Raw genomic sequence first — 15,783 nt, forward strand, 5'->3', positions numbered from 1 at the left:
CCGGAACAACAGGAGCAACCGCAGCCACAGGGGCAACAGGAGCTACAGGAGCTACAGGAGCCACGGGAGCCACAGGAGCAACCGGAACAACAGGAGCAACCGCAGCCACAGGGGCAACAGGCGCTACAGGAGCTACAGGCGCTACAGGAGCCACGGGAGCCACGGGAGCCACCGGAGCTACAGGAGCAACGGGAGCCACCGGAGCAACAGGAGCTACAGGCACTTCAGGGGCTTTCCAACAATTTCAGGGGGCCCTGAATACTCCAAATACAACGGGTAGTTCAGCAATTCTCATAACCGCTACCCCGACCACACTAAAAACTGTCACATTAACAGGTGTAGTTGGAGGCCGTGTCTGGTTAACTGGGATTGTTGGTTGGGAATCAACGGCTGGCAATACTGCAGTTCAACTTCAGATTCTTCGCGGAGCAACTGTGATTTTTAGCATTAATCAGCATGCAGCCGGTAATACCACATTTAGCACTTCCTTTGTTGATCATGTTGACTTAACCCCTGGAACTGGAAGTGTTACGTATTCGTTAGATATCCTGACTGTTGTCGGTACAGCTACTGCTATTGGAGGCACCACTTTCACAGCAGCTTTAATCGTTCCTTAGCTCAGTAGGCAAAAATGTTGGGCGGCAAGCTAAACTTAGGGGTGCTTCCATGTTGCCATGGAGCACCCCTTCTTTTTATGCACGTTCAAAAAAAGTCATTGCATCTAACTGCTCTTTGACAAGCTGTGCGGCATTATCAAGCGTTTCGGCTTGCAGGATGATTCGGTTTTGTTCATATTTTTGCATGGCATGTTCATAACGCGGGTCGTGATAATGTTCTAGCAGGAGTCTGACCCCTTGTTCGAATTGATGTTCCTTCAGAGCTCCCTCGATTTCTTTGGCGATGGGGGTATGAATCCGTTCCTTGATAAGCCTATAAGCCAGAAGCAGCTCTTGCTTATGCTCCCAAGGCCGGTAGTCCTCAATAATATGGCGTGCTCGCTCTTCAATGGGTATTTCAATAAAAAGTTGTACAGCAGAGTCCTTTTTGTGGTAAAAAAGTCAGGGATAACAGTTTTTCCAATCCACTTACTTTCTCCTTCAATCAAAACATAGGGTGAATTCTCCAATTTTAAGAGGTTCGTGAGAAGAAGGGATTCAAACGTTTTTTGATTGTTTGCCGTGAGCCCTACTTGTCCAAAGATAGATCCCCTGTGTCCCGCCATCGCTTCCAAGTCCAATACTGGGTAGCCTTCCTCTTGGAGACGCCTCAAGATAGCGGTTTTTCCGGCCCCGGTTTTTCCGGAAATCACACATGCCGGAGGTTTAAATTCTATCTGCTCGAGTGTATCCACCACCCATTTGCGATAGGCACGAGCCCCCCGGTTAAGCGGTAATCCCAGATGCCCATCAGCGAAAGGACGGTTGCGGTTGTCTTGCTGCGCATACCGCCCCGCCAGCAGAATACAGCCTTTTGTTCCTTGATCTGTTCGAAGGTCTTCACAAACGCAGGCAGTTTGGCGAAGACGATTTCAAGTCCTCTGTCTTTGGCAGCCTGTACGCTTACTTGTTTATATATCGTACCAATCTCTGCACGTTCCGCATCGTCGAATAAGGAGATGTTAAGGCTGCCCGGAATGGTAGAGTTTCGATACTCAGAAGGGGAACGCACGTCAATCATCACGATTTCTTTCTTGTCCATAAGGGAAAGTAACTCTTCGATGGTGATGTCTTGAAACAATGGATTTCGCTCCTTTAGATGACGACGATACGTCCAGGATGTTCTGCCGTCATTTCTCCGATGAGACTGGCTTCCACACCGGCAAGCTTCAGCTTACCTAGCAACTCCTCGGCTTGATCGCCTGCGACCGAGATGAGAAGACCGCCGAAGGTTACAGCATCGCATAGAATCCATTTACCGATCTGATCCAGATGATCCGGGAGCGTAATGGAGTCCTTGACATGGGCGAAGTTATTTTTCGTCCCTCCGGGAACAAACCCTTCTTCAGCCTGTTCTCTGACTCTAGGCAGTACGGGCACATCACTTGCAGTAATCCGAATGCCAACCTGGCTGCCCTTAGCCATCTCCAGGGAGTGTCCGATTAGCTCGAAGCCGGTAACATCTGTGCATGCGTTTACATCGAACGGCTCCATGATTTCGGCAGCCGTCTTGTTAAGCGTAGCCATGACTTGCGTGACCCGCTCGATTTCCTCCTCACTTAATCGGTCTTTCTTGATGGAGGTCGTCAAGATGCCTACGCCAATCGGCTTCGTTAAGATTAACTTATCTCCCGGAACGGCTCCTGCATTGGTTCGGACCTTGTGAGGGTTCACCAGTCCGGTTACGGCGAGTCCGAATTTGGGTTCATTGTCGTCAATGGAATGTCCGCCGACTAAGGTAATAGCCGCTTCATTCATCTTATCTCCAGCGCCTCGCAGATTTCAGCGAGCACTTGCTTATCAGCGGATTTTTCGGGTGTTTTGAAATTACCGGCGGTGAACGCTATAATAGGATGAAACTTTAAGTGCTAAGGAGACCCTACATATGATTCCTACATTGAAACAATTGGAAAACTACGCCGAATTGGCCGTCAAGGTCGGCGTCAATGTGCAGCAGGGGCAGACGGTTGTCGTCATGGCGCCGATCTCTGCAGCAAGCCTAGTCCGTCTTATCGTAACCAGTGCCTATCAGGCCGGAGCGCGGCATGTCCATGTCGAATACAACGATGAAGAGCTCTCGCTGATCAAGTACCGTCTGGCACCGGAAGAGGCGCTCGGAGAATACCCGATGTGGCGTGCCAAGTCGATGGAAGAGTATGCCGAGAACGGTGCGGCTTTTATCCAGATTTACTCGCCAAATCCGGATCTGCTTAATGGAGTGGATGCTTCCCGCATCTCCGCCGCTACCAAGGCTGCTGCCCATGCACTGAGCAAATATCGCGCTTACCTGATGAATCATACGAATTCATGGACGCTGATCTCGTATGCGACGCCGGAATGGGCGGCCAAGGTATTCCCTGGCCTGCCTGCCGAAGAAGCTGTTGCCAAGCTGTGGGAGAAGATCATCGATGCCACTCGTCTCGAGGCGATAGATCCGATCCAGGCCTGGAAGGAGCATAACGCAACCCTGCTGCAGAAGGTTGAGCTGCTGAACGGCAAGCGCTACAAGCAGCTTCATTACACAGCGGCAGGCACAGATCTGACGGTCGACCTGCCTGAGCAGCACGTCTGGCTTGGCGGGGCGAAGGGAAATGGCAAGGGCCATTTGTTCAATCCGAATATGCCGACGGAAGAAGTTTTCACGATGCCTCATAAAGACAGTGTGAATGGCACTGTGCGCAGCACCAAGCCGCTCAACTATAACGGCCAGGTCATCGATGGCTTCTCCTTGACCTTCAAGGACGGGAAGGTTGTGGATTTCACCGCGGAGCAGGGCTCAGACGCTCTGACCAAAATGCTGGAGACGGATGAGGGGGCGGGTTCACTGGGCGAGATTGCGCTGGTGCCTCATGACTCGCCGATTTCCAATTCCAACGTTATCTTCTACAACACGTTGTTTGACGAGAATGCGTCCTGCCATCTGGCGCTCGGTCAAGCTTATCCGGTCAACCTCAATGGGGGCACTTCTATGCAGCCGGAAGAGCTACTGGCCCATGGCGCCAACCGCAGTCTGATCCATGTCGATTTCATGATCGGCTCGCCGGATATGAATATTGACGGTGTGACGCAGGATGGGAAGACCGAGGCTATTTTCCGCAATGGCAACTGGGCGATCTAATCGCACGTGATGAATCAGCAGATATAGAGTTTCATGTGAACCTGCAGGTGCCGGGATACCGGTTGCCTGCAGGTTTTGCTGTATGTGGAGGTATTGCAGCTGCTATGGGAACGGATGGGGATGCGGGTTAAGCTGCCCAGCGCTCAGCGGCTCCTGCGCATATCCGAGCAGGACGGGCACAGTCAATACCCGGTCCAATCCCGTCAGACGCACCAGATGCTGTCCGAAGGTCATGGGCAGCATCCCAGGGATGATGACCTTTACACCACAGAGACCCTGGCTTCGCATCTCGGGTGTCGTCTGGTCTACGACGATAACCTCTAGCTTCAGCCCACGGAACAGCTGAATGAGCTCGCGTACATCCTCAGTCAGGTCCTTATGCGCTGGCCAGCTGCGGAAGGCTTCGCTTATGGTTTGTACCCGGTCTCCTTGCAGCAGAAAATGCAAGCGCTCCTCTGCCTCAGGCAAGCCGTAGAGCAGCGAATGATCCGCCATCTGCTGAACAAGCTCACGATCATGCAACAGTTCCTCAGCTCGTTCCGGGTCTGCCATAAAGCTTTCATTCAAGGCGAGAAGCAGCCCTCCCAGCTCATGAACGGCGTTCTTGATCGCCTTAACCGGGTCCAGATGGGCACCGGCCCCGCAGAGAAGGTTCATCCCCTCAGCCCTGGTGTTCTTGGCTATCGCCCAGACGCTCGGAATCCCATGCTCCATTGTCGTATTGAACACTTGCAGCTCAAAGCCTGTCACGGTATGCAGGCGGTCGGCCATCAGCATCAATTCCTGGTCACCCGTGCTGCGGAGGTCAATCCGGGGAACCGAAAGCCGGGCATACCAAGTCATCAGGAACGAATCCCGTTCCACGACCTCAAGCAGCCCGTGGAGAATCGCTTCGGCCAAGCTGCCGCCAACTGCGCATCCGTTGGAGGTTTCGTTGACGAAGCCGCCATCGTTATCCAGGCTGTAATAAGCGAAGCGTTCGGGAAGCAGCAGCGGGCGTTCGGCCGTCAGGGAGTATCCCCACACCCAGGGGATGGTGCGGTCATCATTGAAGGGTTCGAAAGGGAAGTCCGGCTGCGCATACTGCTCCTGCGAGTAGATGCCTACGGTGGAAGGGTCCAGAGCCTGCCCGGCCAGCGCGCGGTAGCTGGAGTGGACGACGGTCCTTTTGCCTCGAGGGCTGACACCGCAGTACCTTTCCAGACCCTCGAGCACGGCGGTCAGCCGGCTTTCCGGGAAGGTATGGGCACGCCCTCCTGTAATCTCGTCGCGACCCATTTCTAAGGGCAGGTTTACAACGGAGCTCGCAAAGGGAGCCTCTTTATCGTCCTGCCTGCTATTGAACAGCCCGGTACGTTCATCCACATAGGGACGCTTGAGAAGGGGCTGCAGGGAGTCCAGGGGACGGCTACGGAAGCTGCCAGGCTGCAGCTTGGGGCTTGGCTGCAGCTCAATCCGGGCTGCCTCGGCCGAATCCTCGGGCAAGTTTCCGCAGATTGGACACAGAGGATTCGGCAGCAGAGGGTGTAGGGAAGCCTGCAGGGTGCGAAGGTTCAATAGGTATAGGCTTCGCTCGGTCTGGGCAGGTTGCCCTTCCCAAATCCGCTGCGTCTCCATGGCGATCAGGTTCGCCGCTTGTTGTAGCCCGGTCCGCGAAGCATAGGTTTTGGAGGCGGCAGAGCCGGGCCTCAGAAGTCTGCTCATCAACAGCTCCAGCTTCTCTTCGGAATCATGTCCGGCCAGTTTGCGGCGATGCTCGGAGCAGTGCCCGCATCCGTGGCTCCCAGGACGGACTAGCGGCCCGATGACGGCCTCATCCCCGGCGATACCTCCGCAGAGCCAGGGGATCGACCCGTGGTGCAGCGCTTCCTCTGCTGCCAGCCACGAGGCATCTTCTGTATCATCCGACAGGAGGAGGACAAGGCTCGCCCCGGCAGGAGCAGAAGAACCCGGCTGGGTCAGGGTAACAATCCCGCCGTGTCCGGCCAGAGTGTCGCTGACTAGCTGGGCCAGCAAGCCTCCGCCAATGATCGTAACGACTTGATTCATAGCGACGGCACCTCCTTAATCTGAAGTCCGAACACTTCGACAGGCTCTCCTGGAACGAAAGGCTCCAGGTTGATTTCGAATACGGCAAGCGATCTCTGATGCTGCTCCAGGACCTGCAGGGCATGACGCACCGTCTCCGTCAGCTGGGTCTGCTGCCAAGCGGGAACGGTAAGGGCATGACGCTCCTCTTCCAGCACCAAGCCGGCCGATTGTCTTCGTAGAACAGAGGAAGATGAGGCAGGGCTGCTTGCGTATTCCAACGCCAACTGGAGTGCCCGCCGCAGCGCCAGCGTGAGATGAAGTCCAGGGCTGGCGAACCATGTTCCTCCGGTCCCGACCCCTATCACGGGAAAGCCGTGCAGATCTTCGCATCGGGCAATGACAGGCGTGCCGTATAAGTGTATCAATGCCTGCAACTCGTAGCGGCATACTTCATCCTCGACGAAATCTAGCTCCAGCAGCTGTGCACGTGAGGGACCGGCTTGCAAACGATCCGCCAATTCCTGCTGCAGCCACGTCTGGATGCCACGTCCGATGCCTTCGGCTGGAGTGGTGCCTGCGCCGATGCTGGTGAAGACGAGAGGCGGCCCGGCATACCCATGCTCCTGCCCGTTCCCGGGACGAGTCATGCCGGTTATCGCCCCGGTCATTCGCGAGACATAGGCTTCGGCACCCAGCAAGCCTGCCTCACGCCGGGCCTCCTCATGGGTAAGTCCGACGCCGGTCAGCTCCGGCAGCAAGCCCGCCGGGCCCCGGGTGAGAGGATCGGCCGGCTGCACACGGCACTGGGCGAGGGGGAGTTGACTGAGCAGGCCTTCATCCCAGAAGTGAAAAACACCCATAACAGGCGAGGTAAGCCGCTGCAGAAAGGACCACCATTCGTCGCCTGTCCCGTAGGGGACATTCAGACGGTGATCCAGATCGATAATGAGGCGGGCGGCTGTAATTCCCCTTACAGCGGGGTGAGGGTCGAAGCGATGCCAGCTTCCTTCACAGGTAACGGGGTCAAGCACGTACAGCTGACCTCTGCCTTCCGGCTCCATCACCTGCGTGGTCACCTTGAGTCCTTCGAAGACAACGATGGCGGACAGCAGCTTCTCCGCAGTTGCAGGGCATGGAACGGTCGTCGTGCAGTTTCCGGCCAGCGCGGTCTCATGTACGCGGAACCAGGCCGATTCCCAGTCATGCGGGGATTCGGGGCTCACCACAGGACCGGCCAGACCGTATCGATCCGTAAGCAGGGCAGGGATCAGCACCTTTCCTGCTGCCAGGCATGCGTCTTGAAATCTCACCAGTTCTGAAGCATTCTCATCCATGGACGCATAGAGTATCAGGTCAAAGGGACGCAGGGAAGCCTGCAAGCCGTGGATGTCCGGCTGCTCCAACACGGCTATCTCGACTCCAGCAACGGGGTCCCACGGTCTAACGCGTTTTGCCAGTTCGGTGAGCTGTTTCCGGTCCGTCTGGTCAGGTTCAGTCACCAGCACATCCAGATTGGATAATCCGGATTCCAGCAAGGACGTGGCCAGCGCGAGCAGAAAAGTACCCGAGCCTGCCGCAAGCACACGGCTTCGGCGATATGTCTCGAAGAGAGAGGCTCCCGATGGACCGAAGCTGTCGAGGAACCGAATTTGCGCCAGGTCATAAGGGTGAGGGTGAGAGCCGGACGGCAGGAAGGTATCATCGTTCGGGTTGCTCATCGTCGTTCCTCCTGTAGGAAGAAGTAGCCTCTCTGGGGAGCAAGGAATCTGTCGATAGAAGCTCATCATTAGGGTATGAAGGAACGGGGTAAATGAACTATGTCCAAAGGCAAACGTCAAAAAACCTTCCGAAGGGAAGGCTTTTGCAGTGTGCAGGTCTATGGTGCTTATCAGGTTGCCGGTTGTTCATCTACGTGGGCTTCCACTTCGATCTCAACCAGCAAAAGCGGGTCGATAAGAGCCTTGACCTCTACCATGGTCGCTACCGGTTGAATCTCACTGAAAAATTCGCCGTGAGCTTTACCGATTTCTTCCCACTGGGAGATGTCCGTTACGAACATTCGGGTCCGGACCACATGGGTCAGATCCGCATCTAATTCGCGCAGAGCCTTCTCGATGGTTTGAAGAATAAATAAGGTTTGGGCGTAAGCGTCGTCCACTCCGATGACTTCTCCATTTTGCATAGCAGTGGTTCCTGCCACTTCGATTCTGTTGCCGATCCGGATAGCCCGGCAATAACCAACAACCGGTTCCCAGGGAGAGCCGGTAAATACTCGTTTTCTGCTCATGTCTTGCATCCTCCATCGGCTGCCCGTCAGGTGCCGTTTCTTTAAGCTGATGTTCAAGCCTCGCTTGCCTTGCCTAAGCTAGTAGTCTAAGGCATGAGCTTTCCTTTGACAATACCTGCGGGAGGAGGTGGGACTATTCCAGTCAGGGGAACCGGTGCGCTTATGAGGCTGTTTGATCGGCAGAGAAGCTGGCTGCTGCCAGCTCCCCCCTGCCATCGTAACGTACGCACGCCTCGCTGTCTTATTGAAGCGGAGCGAGAAACATCGCTTCATTGCCTAGAATAAGATGGATCAGGAAGTAAAATAGCGGCGAAAATAAGGCCACGCAGAACAACACGATAATAAGGATCAGGCCTTTGTAAGAGGGCTGGTTAGTTGGATTAGCGACTGTTTTTTCCATGGCGACATTCCCCGTTTCGATTAAGGATGGTTGCGGATTGCTTCTATACGGATAGTGTATAGAACTCCCGGTCTGGTGTAAGTGATGCAGATCACACCTAGAAGCTCTGTTGTCTGAACCGTACACCTGTAATCTAAGCGATCCGGCCGGGGATGTAACCATCCAATTTCCGTTTTTTGCACCCATCCGGTTCGTTCTATGAGAAGAAAGTCGGCATGCCAAACAACTCCGTCAAGCGGAGCAGCAGCTTTGACGCCGATTCAGACCTTTGGCGTACATACTATATGAAAAAAAAGCTTGCCGGACCTCTCATCCGGCAAGCTTCGTACTTGGCTTCCGCCCGCTAATAACCGGTTAGCGGATGGTGCTGCGCAGCGCCGCTGCAAACTTCGCGATACCCGGTCCGATGTCCTCGGCCCGGGCTCTCGCGAACGTGAACCGCACATAGCCGGAGTCTGAGCCATAGACGCTGCCCGGAGCGAAGATCACGCCCTGCCGGATGGCCTCCTCCAGCAGCCGATTATCCTGGACCTCGGGTATGATGCGGCACCACAGGTGCAGTCCTCCCTGAGGAGCGGTATAGGTGATTAGGCCGGGCAGCTCCCGGTCCAATGCCTCCATGAGCAGATCCCGCTTGAACTGCAGATTCATGCGGAGCCTCTCCAGATGCGGCTGGACATGGGCAGACTTCAAGAACTGCGCCGCCACCCTCTGCGGGATCACGCTAAGGCCGAAGTCCATCTGCTGCCGCGCATCCGCCAGGCGGTCGATGACGGAATGCGGGGCCACCATCCAGCCGACGCGCAGCCCGGAGGCGGCTATTTTGGACAAGGAGCCGATATATAGTACTGATCCAATCGTATCCATCGATTTGAGCGGAGGAGGAGGGGAACCGTTGTACGCAGTCAGACTGAACGGATCATCCTCGACGATTGGAAGTCCTAGCTCGCTGGCGACCTCGAGCAGCTCTCTCCGACGCTCGGGGTGTAGCAGGGCTCCGGAGGGGTTCTGAAAGTTCGGATTGATGAATAGCATCTTGATCCGGTGCTTCTTGTACAAGGCCCTGATGTCCTCAGGCTTCACACCATGATTGTCCACAGGCAGACGGAACAGACGAAGTCCAGCCGACTGGAACATAGGCAGAGAGTAGCAGTAGGACGGGTCCTCGATGGCTACCGCATCCCCCGGTGCCAGGAGGCATTGTGTAATTAAGTATAAGGATTGCTGGGAGCCTGAAGTAATGAGAATGGACGAATCCGTCGTCTGGATGTTACGATAATGGCTTAAAAATCCGACGAGCGCTTCTCTCAGCGGGACAAACCCCTGTGGGTTATCATAGCCCAAGTATTCCGTATAATGATTCTCCAGCATCAGCTGGTTGATCTCCTCCACGGGAGAAAGGTCCGCTCCGAGCTCACCGCTGGCAAAGTCGATCAAGGACTTGTCCTTCTGCAGCGCTTCGCGGATCCGGCGCAGGAAGGTCAGGTTCGGCAGGAAGCTGCCGCCTTCGACATAGCGGTGCCAGTTGGGCGTATGTCTTGGGGTCATGCCCCACTTGAATTTGCTGACACGGGTGCCGCTGCCCGTCTGGCTTTCGATGATTCCGAGCGAGCGCAGCTCGGAATAAGCGAGAATGACGGTGCTGCGGTTTACGCCGAGCTGCTCCGCCAATTTCCGTTCGGAAGGGAGCAGACTCCCGGGCGGAAATTCTCCGTATGAAATTCTTCGTTCCAAATCGTCAGCGATTTGTTGATAGAGCGGCTGCTCACTCCCGCGATCGGGCTTCCACATGGTCGTTCATCCTCCGGCTTAGGTTGTGAAGGTCTCCATGAAGCATGGAGGGGGAAATTCCATCCGATTTGGATGGTTACTTGCATCGTTAATTATCTTACCATAGGTAGACGACAATACGAATTGATCATGGATAAAGGAATGAAGCTTGATGTTGAACGCTAAAAATACCGCAGCCGGGATACTGTCCGCCCTAATGGCTTGCACGGGGGGCGCCGTACTGATTATCAGCTCGGCGGAGGCGGCGGGACTGACCCGTCCCGAGCTGGTCTCCTGGCTGTTTATCGTTTATGTGGTCGGGGGATTGCTGAATCTCCTGTTGTCGCTGATCTATCGCATTCCGATGGCTGGCGCCCACTCGATCACGGCCGTTGCTTTCCTGAGCACGGCCGCCGCGCAGTATTCGCTGTCCGAGCTGGCGGGCAGCTTCCTGATGGCCGGCTGCCTGATAGCCGTGCTCGGATTCTCCGGTCTATTGACCCGGGTGTTCGCGTGGATTCCAAGACCGCTGCTCGATGCGATGCTCGCAGGGATGATTCTGCATTATGTGGTGGGCATCGTGCCCGCCATCCAGCAATCTCCCGTTGCCGGAATTCTGGCACTGGCGGGGTTCTTCCTCGCGCCGCGAATATCGAGGTTGATTCCGCCCCTGCTCGGGGTGCTCGCCTTCGGTATCGCGGGGCTGCTAATCGAGTATGATTTTCCTGCGCTGCAGGCTTCGTCCTTTACCTTTCCAGCGCTTATTATGCCGAATTTTTCCGTGCACGGCTTTTTCTCGCTTGCGGTGCCGATTGCTGTATTGATTCTGAGCAATGATGTAGCGGTCGCGCTCGCTGCACTGAAGAAGAACGGATTTCAGGCTCCATTCAATAAGCTGATCGGCTTCTCGGGGTTCGGAACCGCTCTGGTCAGTCTGTTCGGCGGTCATGCGGTCAATATGGGCGGGATGATGACGGCCCTGTGCAGCAGCGAGGAAGCTGGGCCGAAGGAAGGCCGGTACAAGGCGGCGGTCGTGTCCGGTCTGCTGGTCGCGTTATTCGGATTATTCGCCTGGAAGGTGATCACGGTCATCGAGCTTGTACCGAAGTCGTTCATCGCGCTGATTACGGGCTTTTCCTTATTAAGCGTCTTGCTGAATAGCCTGAAGTCAGCATTTGCGGAGGCATCGTACCGGTATTCAGTTTTATTTGCTTTTGTTATCGCCATCTCGAATGTGCAGGTTCTGGGCATCTCGGCGGCTGTATGGTCGCTGCTGATCGGGACGCTGGCTGCCAAGCTGCTGGGGGAGGACAAGACGCCGGGAACGGCAAGCGAAGGCGTCTGAGATTTTCCATTTGGAGGGAATGTTCACATAATAGTAAACGGAATAGCCCGATCGGGTCATATGCATCGCTCTGGAAATGGCTAGAATAAGAGGAAGATCTCTTGGATAGACCGATGGAAGGGGAGGATGCTGTGATCGGGTTATTTCGTCATGGGCATATAACAGGTTTGTTATGGATCTGTCTATGGCTGTTGCCTGGACCTGCGGCTTATGGGGCTGCACAGGCAGCAGCGCCTGGGGACCTGCAGAGCCTGATCGATGTGACACCGGCCGGAGGAACGCTGGTTATCCAGGCAGGCGAGTATGCAGGCGGTGTGACGATCGACAAGCCGGTGAAGGTGGAGGCCCGGGGACAGGTGAGGATCACGGGCGCCGGACCGGAGCCTGTGCTGCATATCCGCGCGGACAATGTGCACATCCAGGGTATCGGGCTTGTGCAGAACGGCGAGGATGAGACGGCAGCGGTCCTTGTATCAGGCAGCGGCGCCCGTCTGGAGGACTTGGACATTCAAACACGGGCGTTCGGCATCGTGATGAGGGATAATGAACGCAGCGAGATTCGCCGCACGACGATCCGTCAGACGGGGGATGGGGCGGATCAGACCGAACTTAGCTCCGCGATGGTTTCGGACAAGCGCAACGGGATCGACTTATATAATTCCCATGATAACCTCATTCACGAGAACGACATCGCCTGGATGAATGACGGCATTTATCTGGAGAGCAGCCACCGGAATGTGGTGGAAAACAATCGCATTGAGCATTCCCGTTACGGAGTGCACGGTATGTACACCGATGGGACGACGGTGCGCGGCAACCAAGGGGCTTACAATATTACGGGCGCCATGGTGATGGGTGTGAAGGATGCGATCGTGACGGGCAATACCTTCGTGAAGCAAAGCGAAAGTGTGAACTCGCAAGGGCTGCTGTTCTTCGATGTCGAAAACTCGCAGATTACCGGCAACACGGTAGAAGGCAACCGGGTCGGCCTGTATGTGGAGCAGTCCCACCGTAATGAATTCAGGGACAATGATGTGCTGCGAAATTTCGTCGGCGTGCAGTTTCTCGAATCCGAGGGCAACCGGTTCGCTGGAAACCGGTTTATCGGGAATGTGATTGAATCGCAGGCCAACGACAGCGAGAATAATTCTTTCAGCGGGAACTACTGGGAAGCTTTCCGCGGGCTAGATACGAATGGCGACGGTATCAGCGAGCTTGCCTATGCGATGAATCCTTTTTTCCAGCGGCTGACCTCGGCGACGCCTGCGTTCCAGCTGTTTTTCCAGTCGCCAGGCATGCTTTTCCTGGAGGGAATGTTTACGGCCGGTCGTGAAGATTGGTCGGTGGACGGGGCGCCCGTGATGAATCCGGAGGCAATCCGTTCGGGTACGGAGAGCGGCGGAGGGACGGGAACAGCCTCGACCGGTACGCTAGTTATGGGTATCCTGATGCTGGCTGTTTCTGTAAGTACAATTTATGTGATGGGGGTTAGACGACAATGAGCAAACCATTGAAACTGATGATGACGGCGTTATTTCTGATGGTGATACTGGCGGCTTGCGGGGCCAAAGAGAAATATCCGGCTCTCGCGATCAATGAAGCGGTCGATAAGTGCGCGATCTGCAACATGCAGGTGAAGGACGATGCGTTCGCGACGCAACTTACGACCACCGACGGCAAAAACTATAAGTTCGACGATCTGGGCTGCATGAACGAATGGAAGCAGAAAAACAGCACAGCCTCCATCGGCGCCCAGTATGTGCGCGACTATAACAATAAGGAATGGATCGCGTTCGACAAGGCGACTTATGTGTATGACGCTTCCTTCAAGTCGCCGATGGCATACGGCATCTACTCCTTCAAGGATCAGGCTGAAGCGAAGAAATTCGTCGATACGCAGAAAAAAGGCAAGCTGATGACCGCAGCCGAGCTATCCTCCCACACATGGGATCGAAGCAAGGGAGCGATGGATATGGGCTCGCACGCCAAGGATACGCATTCGGAGGGCGGCGGCTCGATGAAGACGGATGATAAAGGAATGCATGGTAAATGAACCTGCTGCACATCGCGCTGAGGGAGATCAAGATCGGATTCCGCAATCCATGGGCCTATTCGTTCATGGCCCTCTTTGCCCTATTCAGTCTATCTCTACTGCTGATTAATGCGCAGCGGTTCGTGCAGGGCTACTCCAGCACGACCTCTTCCATGCTGAATCTAATTCTGTACCTGCTGCCGCTGATGACGCTGCTGCTCGGCTCTTTCTCACTAACCGCGGAGAAGGAGGAGGGGAGCTGGCAGCTGCTCTCCACGTATCCACTTAGCACCTTCTCCTTCATCGGCGGCAAGTATACGGGACTGACTGCGGTGCTGATGACGATCGTTGCCTTCGGCTATGGGCTAACGGGAGTCGTCGGCTCCGTGGCGGGGCGTGGACTGGACGGACAGACCTTCGGCATGTTCATGGCCTTCTCCTTCGGACTTATTCTGCTGTTCCTTGCCATTGCACTGGTTATCGGTACGGTAGCCCGCAATCGCTGGCAGGCGCTGACGATCGGAGTCGCCGTTTGGTTCTTCACGGTGATCGGCTGGCCTACGCTGCTGATCTCACTGCTGGGACTGCTGCCTTATTTGTGGATCAAGCCGGCACTGGTTGTGCTGACGTTCCTCAATCCGGCGGAGCTGGTCCGTCTGTTCGTCGTCGTCAAGCTCGGAGGTGGAGCGGCGCTCGGCCCCGAGTATTATACATGGGTCGGCTGGATCTCGAAGCCGTCGGGCAGCTGGATGTTTCTCCTTGTATGCATGGTTTGGATTGCGGCAGCCATCGGATGGGCCCAACTAGTCTGGGAAAGGGGGCGTTCACGTGGCTAACCAGGTACTTGAGCTTCGCGGCGTAGGGAAGGATATCGGCAAGCGGACGATCCTCAGCTCGGTGGAGCTCGATCTTGCGCCGGGTGAATCGCTCGCGCTATGCGGCGGCAACGGAGTAGGCAAGAGCACCTTGCTGCGCATGATCGCAGGCATTCTCCGGCCTTCGCGCGGAAGCATTTCTCTCGGGGGGCTGGAGTGGGCGAGCAACCGGAAACGCTATGCGGAGCAGCTCGGCTATATGCCGGATGACTACCTGTTCGGGCAGGGGTTGTCTGCGGAGGAAACGCTGTCCTTCTGGGCGTCCTTGCGCAAGGTGTCTCCGGCTAGGGTCAGCGAGACGCTGGAGCTCGTGGGTCTGTCCGGGGTTCGGCGCAACCCGGTCACCTCTTTCTCTAAGGGGATGCGCCAGCGGCTGCTGTTCGCTCAGGCTCTGCTCGCGAAGCCGCCGCTGCTGCTGATGGATGAGCCGACCAATGGGCTCGATCCGTACTGGATGGATTCCTTCGCCGAGCTGGTCCGTTTCGCCAAGGCGGAAGGGCATGCCGTGCTGTTCTCTACGCATCAGCTGCAGATCGCTGAGGCGGCTGCCGATCGGGTCGTGTTCCTAAAGGACGGCGGGATCGCCGAGCAGGGGAGAACGTCAAGTTTCACGGACCGCTATGGCCCCTATGGTCTGCAGGCGGTGTTCAGCCGGTTGTTCGGAGATGCCGGGAGTCAGGAGCGGCCGAGATGAGCGGGCGGCGGAAACTCCGCTTGGGCCGAGCATCGAATGCGGCGATTCTTGTCGTATTCGTGGCAGCTCTGGTCTATACCCTGCTGCAGGTCCGTACGCCCCGGGATGGAGCACCTCAGGCGGGGGATCAGGCTCCGAACTTTTCCGCGATGACACTGGAGGGGGAGTCTGCTGCCTTGTCCGCCTACCGCGGACAGGGCGTACTGCTCAATTTCTGGGCATCCTGGTGCGGTCCTTGCGTGAGCGAGATGCCCCGGTTGAACGAGGCGTCTCAGCAGGGAGTTCCCGGCGTGACACTGCTCGCCGTTAACGTCGGCGAATCCAGAGGAACGGCGGCCGGATTTGCTGCTGAGCATCAGCTTCAATTTCCAGTGTGGCTGGACCCCAGTGGAGAGGCAGCCGGGCGTTACGGGCTGGTGGGCCTGCCGCGGACGTTCCTGATTGACAAGCAGGGACGGATCGTCAAGATTATCCCCGGCGAGCTGGCGAGCACGGAGCAGGTGCTTGAGCTGATGGCAAGTGTGAGGTCGTGAAGGCTAGCCTTCACGGCTGTACCATGAGGCCTAATTGACCGG

Annotated in this window: 13 protein-coding genes and 2 pseudogenes; 7 read left to right on the forward strand and 8 right to left on the reverse strand. The window is 56.1% G+C overall.

What is annotated here, in order from left to right:
• The 3 genes and pseudogenes from WMW72_RS32475 to selD form a co-directional block, all read right to left on the reverse strand.
• Nucleotides 1-199 (reverse strand): hypothetical protein (locus WMW72_RS32475; protein ID WP_341419748.1); only part of this gene is annotated, 199 nt, incomplete at its 3' end.
• Between the two features lie 493 nt (nt 200-692).
• Nucleotides 693-1,737: pseudogene (mnmH, locus tag WMW72_RS32480) on the reverse strand (tRNA 2-selenouridine(34) synthase MnmH).
• A gap of 14 nt (nt 1,738-1,751) precedes the next feature.
• Nucleotides 1,752-2,473: pseudogene (gene selD / locus WMW72_RS32485) on the reverse strand (selenide, water dikinase SelD); the annotation flags it as partial.
• 68 nt (nt 2,474-2,541) lie between these two features.
• On the opposite strand from selD, the gene WMW72_RS32490 reads away from it, so the two are divergent.
• Nucleotides 2,542-3,774: an aminopeptidase gene (locus tag WMW72_RS32490; RefSeq protein WP_341419749.1), complete on the forward strand. Its 1,233-nt coding sequence runs from the start codon at nt 2,542-2,544 to the stop codon at nt 3,772-3,774.
• A 102-nt stretch (nt 3,775-3,876) separates the two neighbouring features.
• Here WMW72_RS32490 and WMW72_RS32495 read toward each other — a convergent pair whose 3' ends face one another.
• The 5 genes from WMW72_RS32495 to pdxR all read right to left on the reverse strand — a co-directional run bounded on the left by WMW72_RS32495 (nt 3,877) and on the right by pdxR (nt 10,283).
• Entirely contained in the window at nt 3,877-5,823 is a 1,947-nt protein-coding gene (locus tag WMW72_RS32495) for a TOMM precursor leader peptide-binding protein (protein ID WP_341419750.1), read from the reverse strand.
• Nucleotides 5,820-7,523, reverse strand: a complete 1,704-nt coding sequence (locus tag WMW72_RS32500; protein ID WP_341419751.1) for a bacteriocin maturation protein — start codon at nt 7,521-7,523, stop codon at nt 5,820-5,822. Before WMW72_RS32500 ends, WMW72_RS32495 begins: the two co-directional genes overlap by 4 nt.
• A gap of 170 nt (nt 7,524-7,693) precedes the next feature.
• Nucleotides 7,694-8,092, reverse strand: coding sequence for a RidA family protein (locus WMW72_RS32505; RefSeq protein ID WP_341419752.1), 399 nt, complete (start codon nt 8,090-8,092; stop codon nt 7,694-7,696).
• A gap of 241 nt (nt 8,093-8,333) precedes the next feature.
• A complete protein-coding gene (locus WMW72_RS32510) occupies nt 8,334-8,492 on the reverse strand; it encodes a hypothetical protein (protein ID WP_341419753.1) in 159 nt (52 codons plus the stop codon).
• Between the two features lie 354 nt (nt 8,493-8,846).
• The gene (gene pdxR, locus WMW72_RS32515; protein WP_341419754.1) at nt 8,847-10,283 is read right to left on the reverse strand and encodes a MocR-like pyridoxine biosynthesis transcription factor PdxR; all 1,437 of its coding nucleotides are present in this window, start codon (nt 10,281-10,283) and stop codon (nt 8,847-8,849) included.
• A 151-nt stretch (nt 10,284-10,434) separates the two neighbouring features.
• Here pdxR and WMW72_RS32520 point away from each other — a divergent pair, with 151 nt between their 5' ends.
• The 6 genes from WMW72_RS32520 (at nt 10,435) to WMW72_RS32545 (ending at nt 15,741) form a co-directional block, all read left to right on the forward strand.
• Nucleotides 10,435-11,607 (forward strand): benzoate/H(+) symporter BenE family transporter, encoded by a 1,173-nt coding sequence (locus tag WMW72_RS32520; protein WP_341419755.1) that lies wholly within the window; start codon nt 10,435-10,437, stop codon nt 11,605-11,607.
• Between the two features lie 101 nt (nt 11,608-11,708).
• Complete coding sequence (locus WMW72_RS32525) at nt 11,709-13,109, forward strand: right-handed parallel beta-helix repeat-containing protein (RefSeq protein WP_341419756.1); 1,401 nt, start codon at nt 11,709-11,711, stop codon at nt 13,107-13,109.
• Entirely contained in the window at nt 13,106-13,660 is a 555-nt protein-coding gene (locus tag WMW72_RS32530) for a nitrous oxide reductase accessory protein NosL (RefSeq protein WP_341419757.1), read from the forward strand. Before WMW72_RS32525 ends, WMW72_RS32530 begins: the two co-directional genes overlap by 4 nt.
• Entirely contained in the window at nt 13,657-14,475 is an 819-nt protein-coding gene (locus WMW72_RS32535) for an ABC transporter permease (protein WP_341419758.1), read from the forward strand. The genes WMW72_RS32530 and WMW72_RS32535 overlap by 4 nt, the downstream gene beginning before the upstream one ends.
• Nucleotides 14,468-15,208: an ABC transporter ATP-binding protein gene (locus tag WMW72_RS32540; RefSeq protein WP_341419759.1), complete on the forward strand. Its 741-nt coding sequence runs from the start codon at nt 14,468-14,470 to the stop codon at nt 15,206-15,208. The genes WMW72_RS32535 and WMW72_RS32540 overlap by 8 nt, the downstream gene beginning before the upstream one ends.
• Nucleotides 15,205-15,741 carry a redoxin domain-containing protein gene (locus tag WMW72_RS32545; RefSeq protein WP_341419760.1) on the forward strand — a complete coding sequence of 179 codons (537 nt, stop codon included), beginning with the start codon at nt 15,205-15,207 and terminating at the stop codon, nt 15,739-15,741. Before WMW72_RS32540 ends, WMW72_RS32545 begins: the two co-directional genes overlap by 4 nt.
• Nucleotides 15,742-15,783: the final 42 nt, after the last annotated feature.

Origin of the sequence: Paenibacillus filicis (assembly GCF_038070315.1) — a bacterium.
GTDB classification, from domain to species: domain Bacteria; phylum Bacillota; class Bacilli; order Paenibacillales; family NBRC-103111; genus Paenibacillus_G; species Paenibacillus_G filicis.

What these genes read in the sequence shown, in the direction of transcription:
- WMW72_RS32530 (WP_341419757.1), top strand. Translation starts at nt 13,106, where the DNA reads ATGAGCAAACCATTGAAACTGATGATGACGGCGTTATTTCTGATGGTG.
- WMW72_RS32510 (WP_341419753.1), bottom strand. Translation starts at nt 8,492, where the DNA reads ATGGAAAAAACAGTCGCTAATCCAACTAACCAGCCCTCTTACAAAGGC.
- WMW72_RS32545 (WP_341419760.1), top strand. Translation starts at nt 15,205, where the DNA reads ATGAGCGGGCGGCGGAAACTCCGCTTGGGCCGAGCATCGAATGCGGCG.
- pdxR (WP_341419754.1), bottom strand. Translation starts at nt 10,283, where the DNA reads ATGTGGAAGCCCGATCGCGGGAGTGAGCAGCCGCTCTATCAACAAATC.
- WMW72_RS32495 (WP_341419750.1), bottom strand. Translation starts at nt 5,823, where the DNA reads ATGAATCAAGTCGTTACGATCATTGGCGGAGGCTTGCTGGCCCAGCTA.
- WMW72_RS32535 (WP_341419758.1), top strand. Translation starts at nt 13,657, where the DNA reads ATGAACCTGCTGCACATCGCGCTGAGGGAGATCAAGATCGGATTCCGC.
- WMW72_RS32505 (WP_341419752.1), bottom strand. Translation starts at nt 8,092, where the DNA reads ATGAGCAGAAAACGAGTATTTACCGGCTCTCCCTGGGAACCGGTTGTT.
- WMW72_RS32500 (WP_341419751.1), bottom strand. Translation starts at nt 7,523, where the DNA reads ATGAGCAACCCGAACGATGATACCTTCCTGCCGTCCGGCTCTCACCCT.
- WMW72_RS32520 (WP_341419755.1), top strand. Translation starts at nt 10,435, where the DNA reads ATGTTGAACGCTAAAAATACCGCAGCCGGGATACTGTCCGCCCTAATG.
- WMW72_RS32490 (WP_341419749.1), top strand. Translation starts at nt 2,542, where the DNA reads ATGATTCCTACATTGAAACAATTGGAAAACTACGCCGAATTGGCCGTC.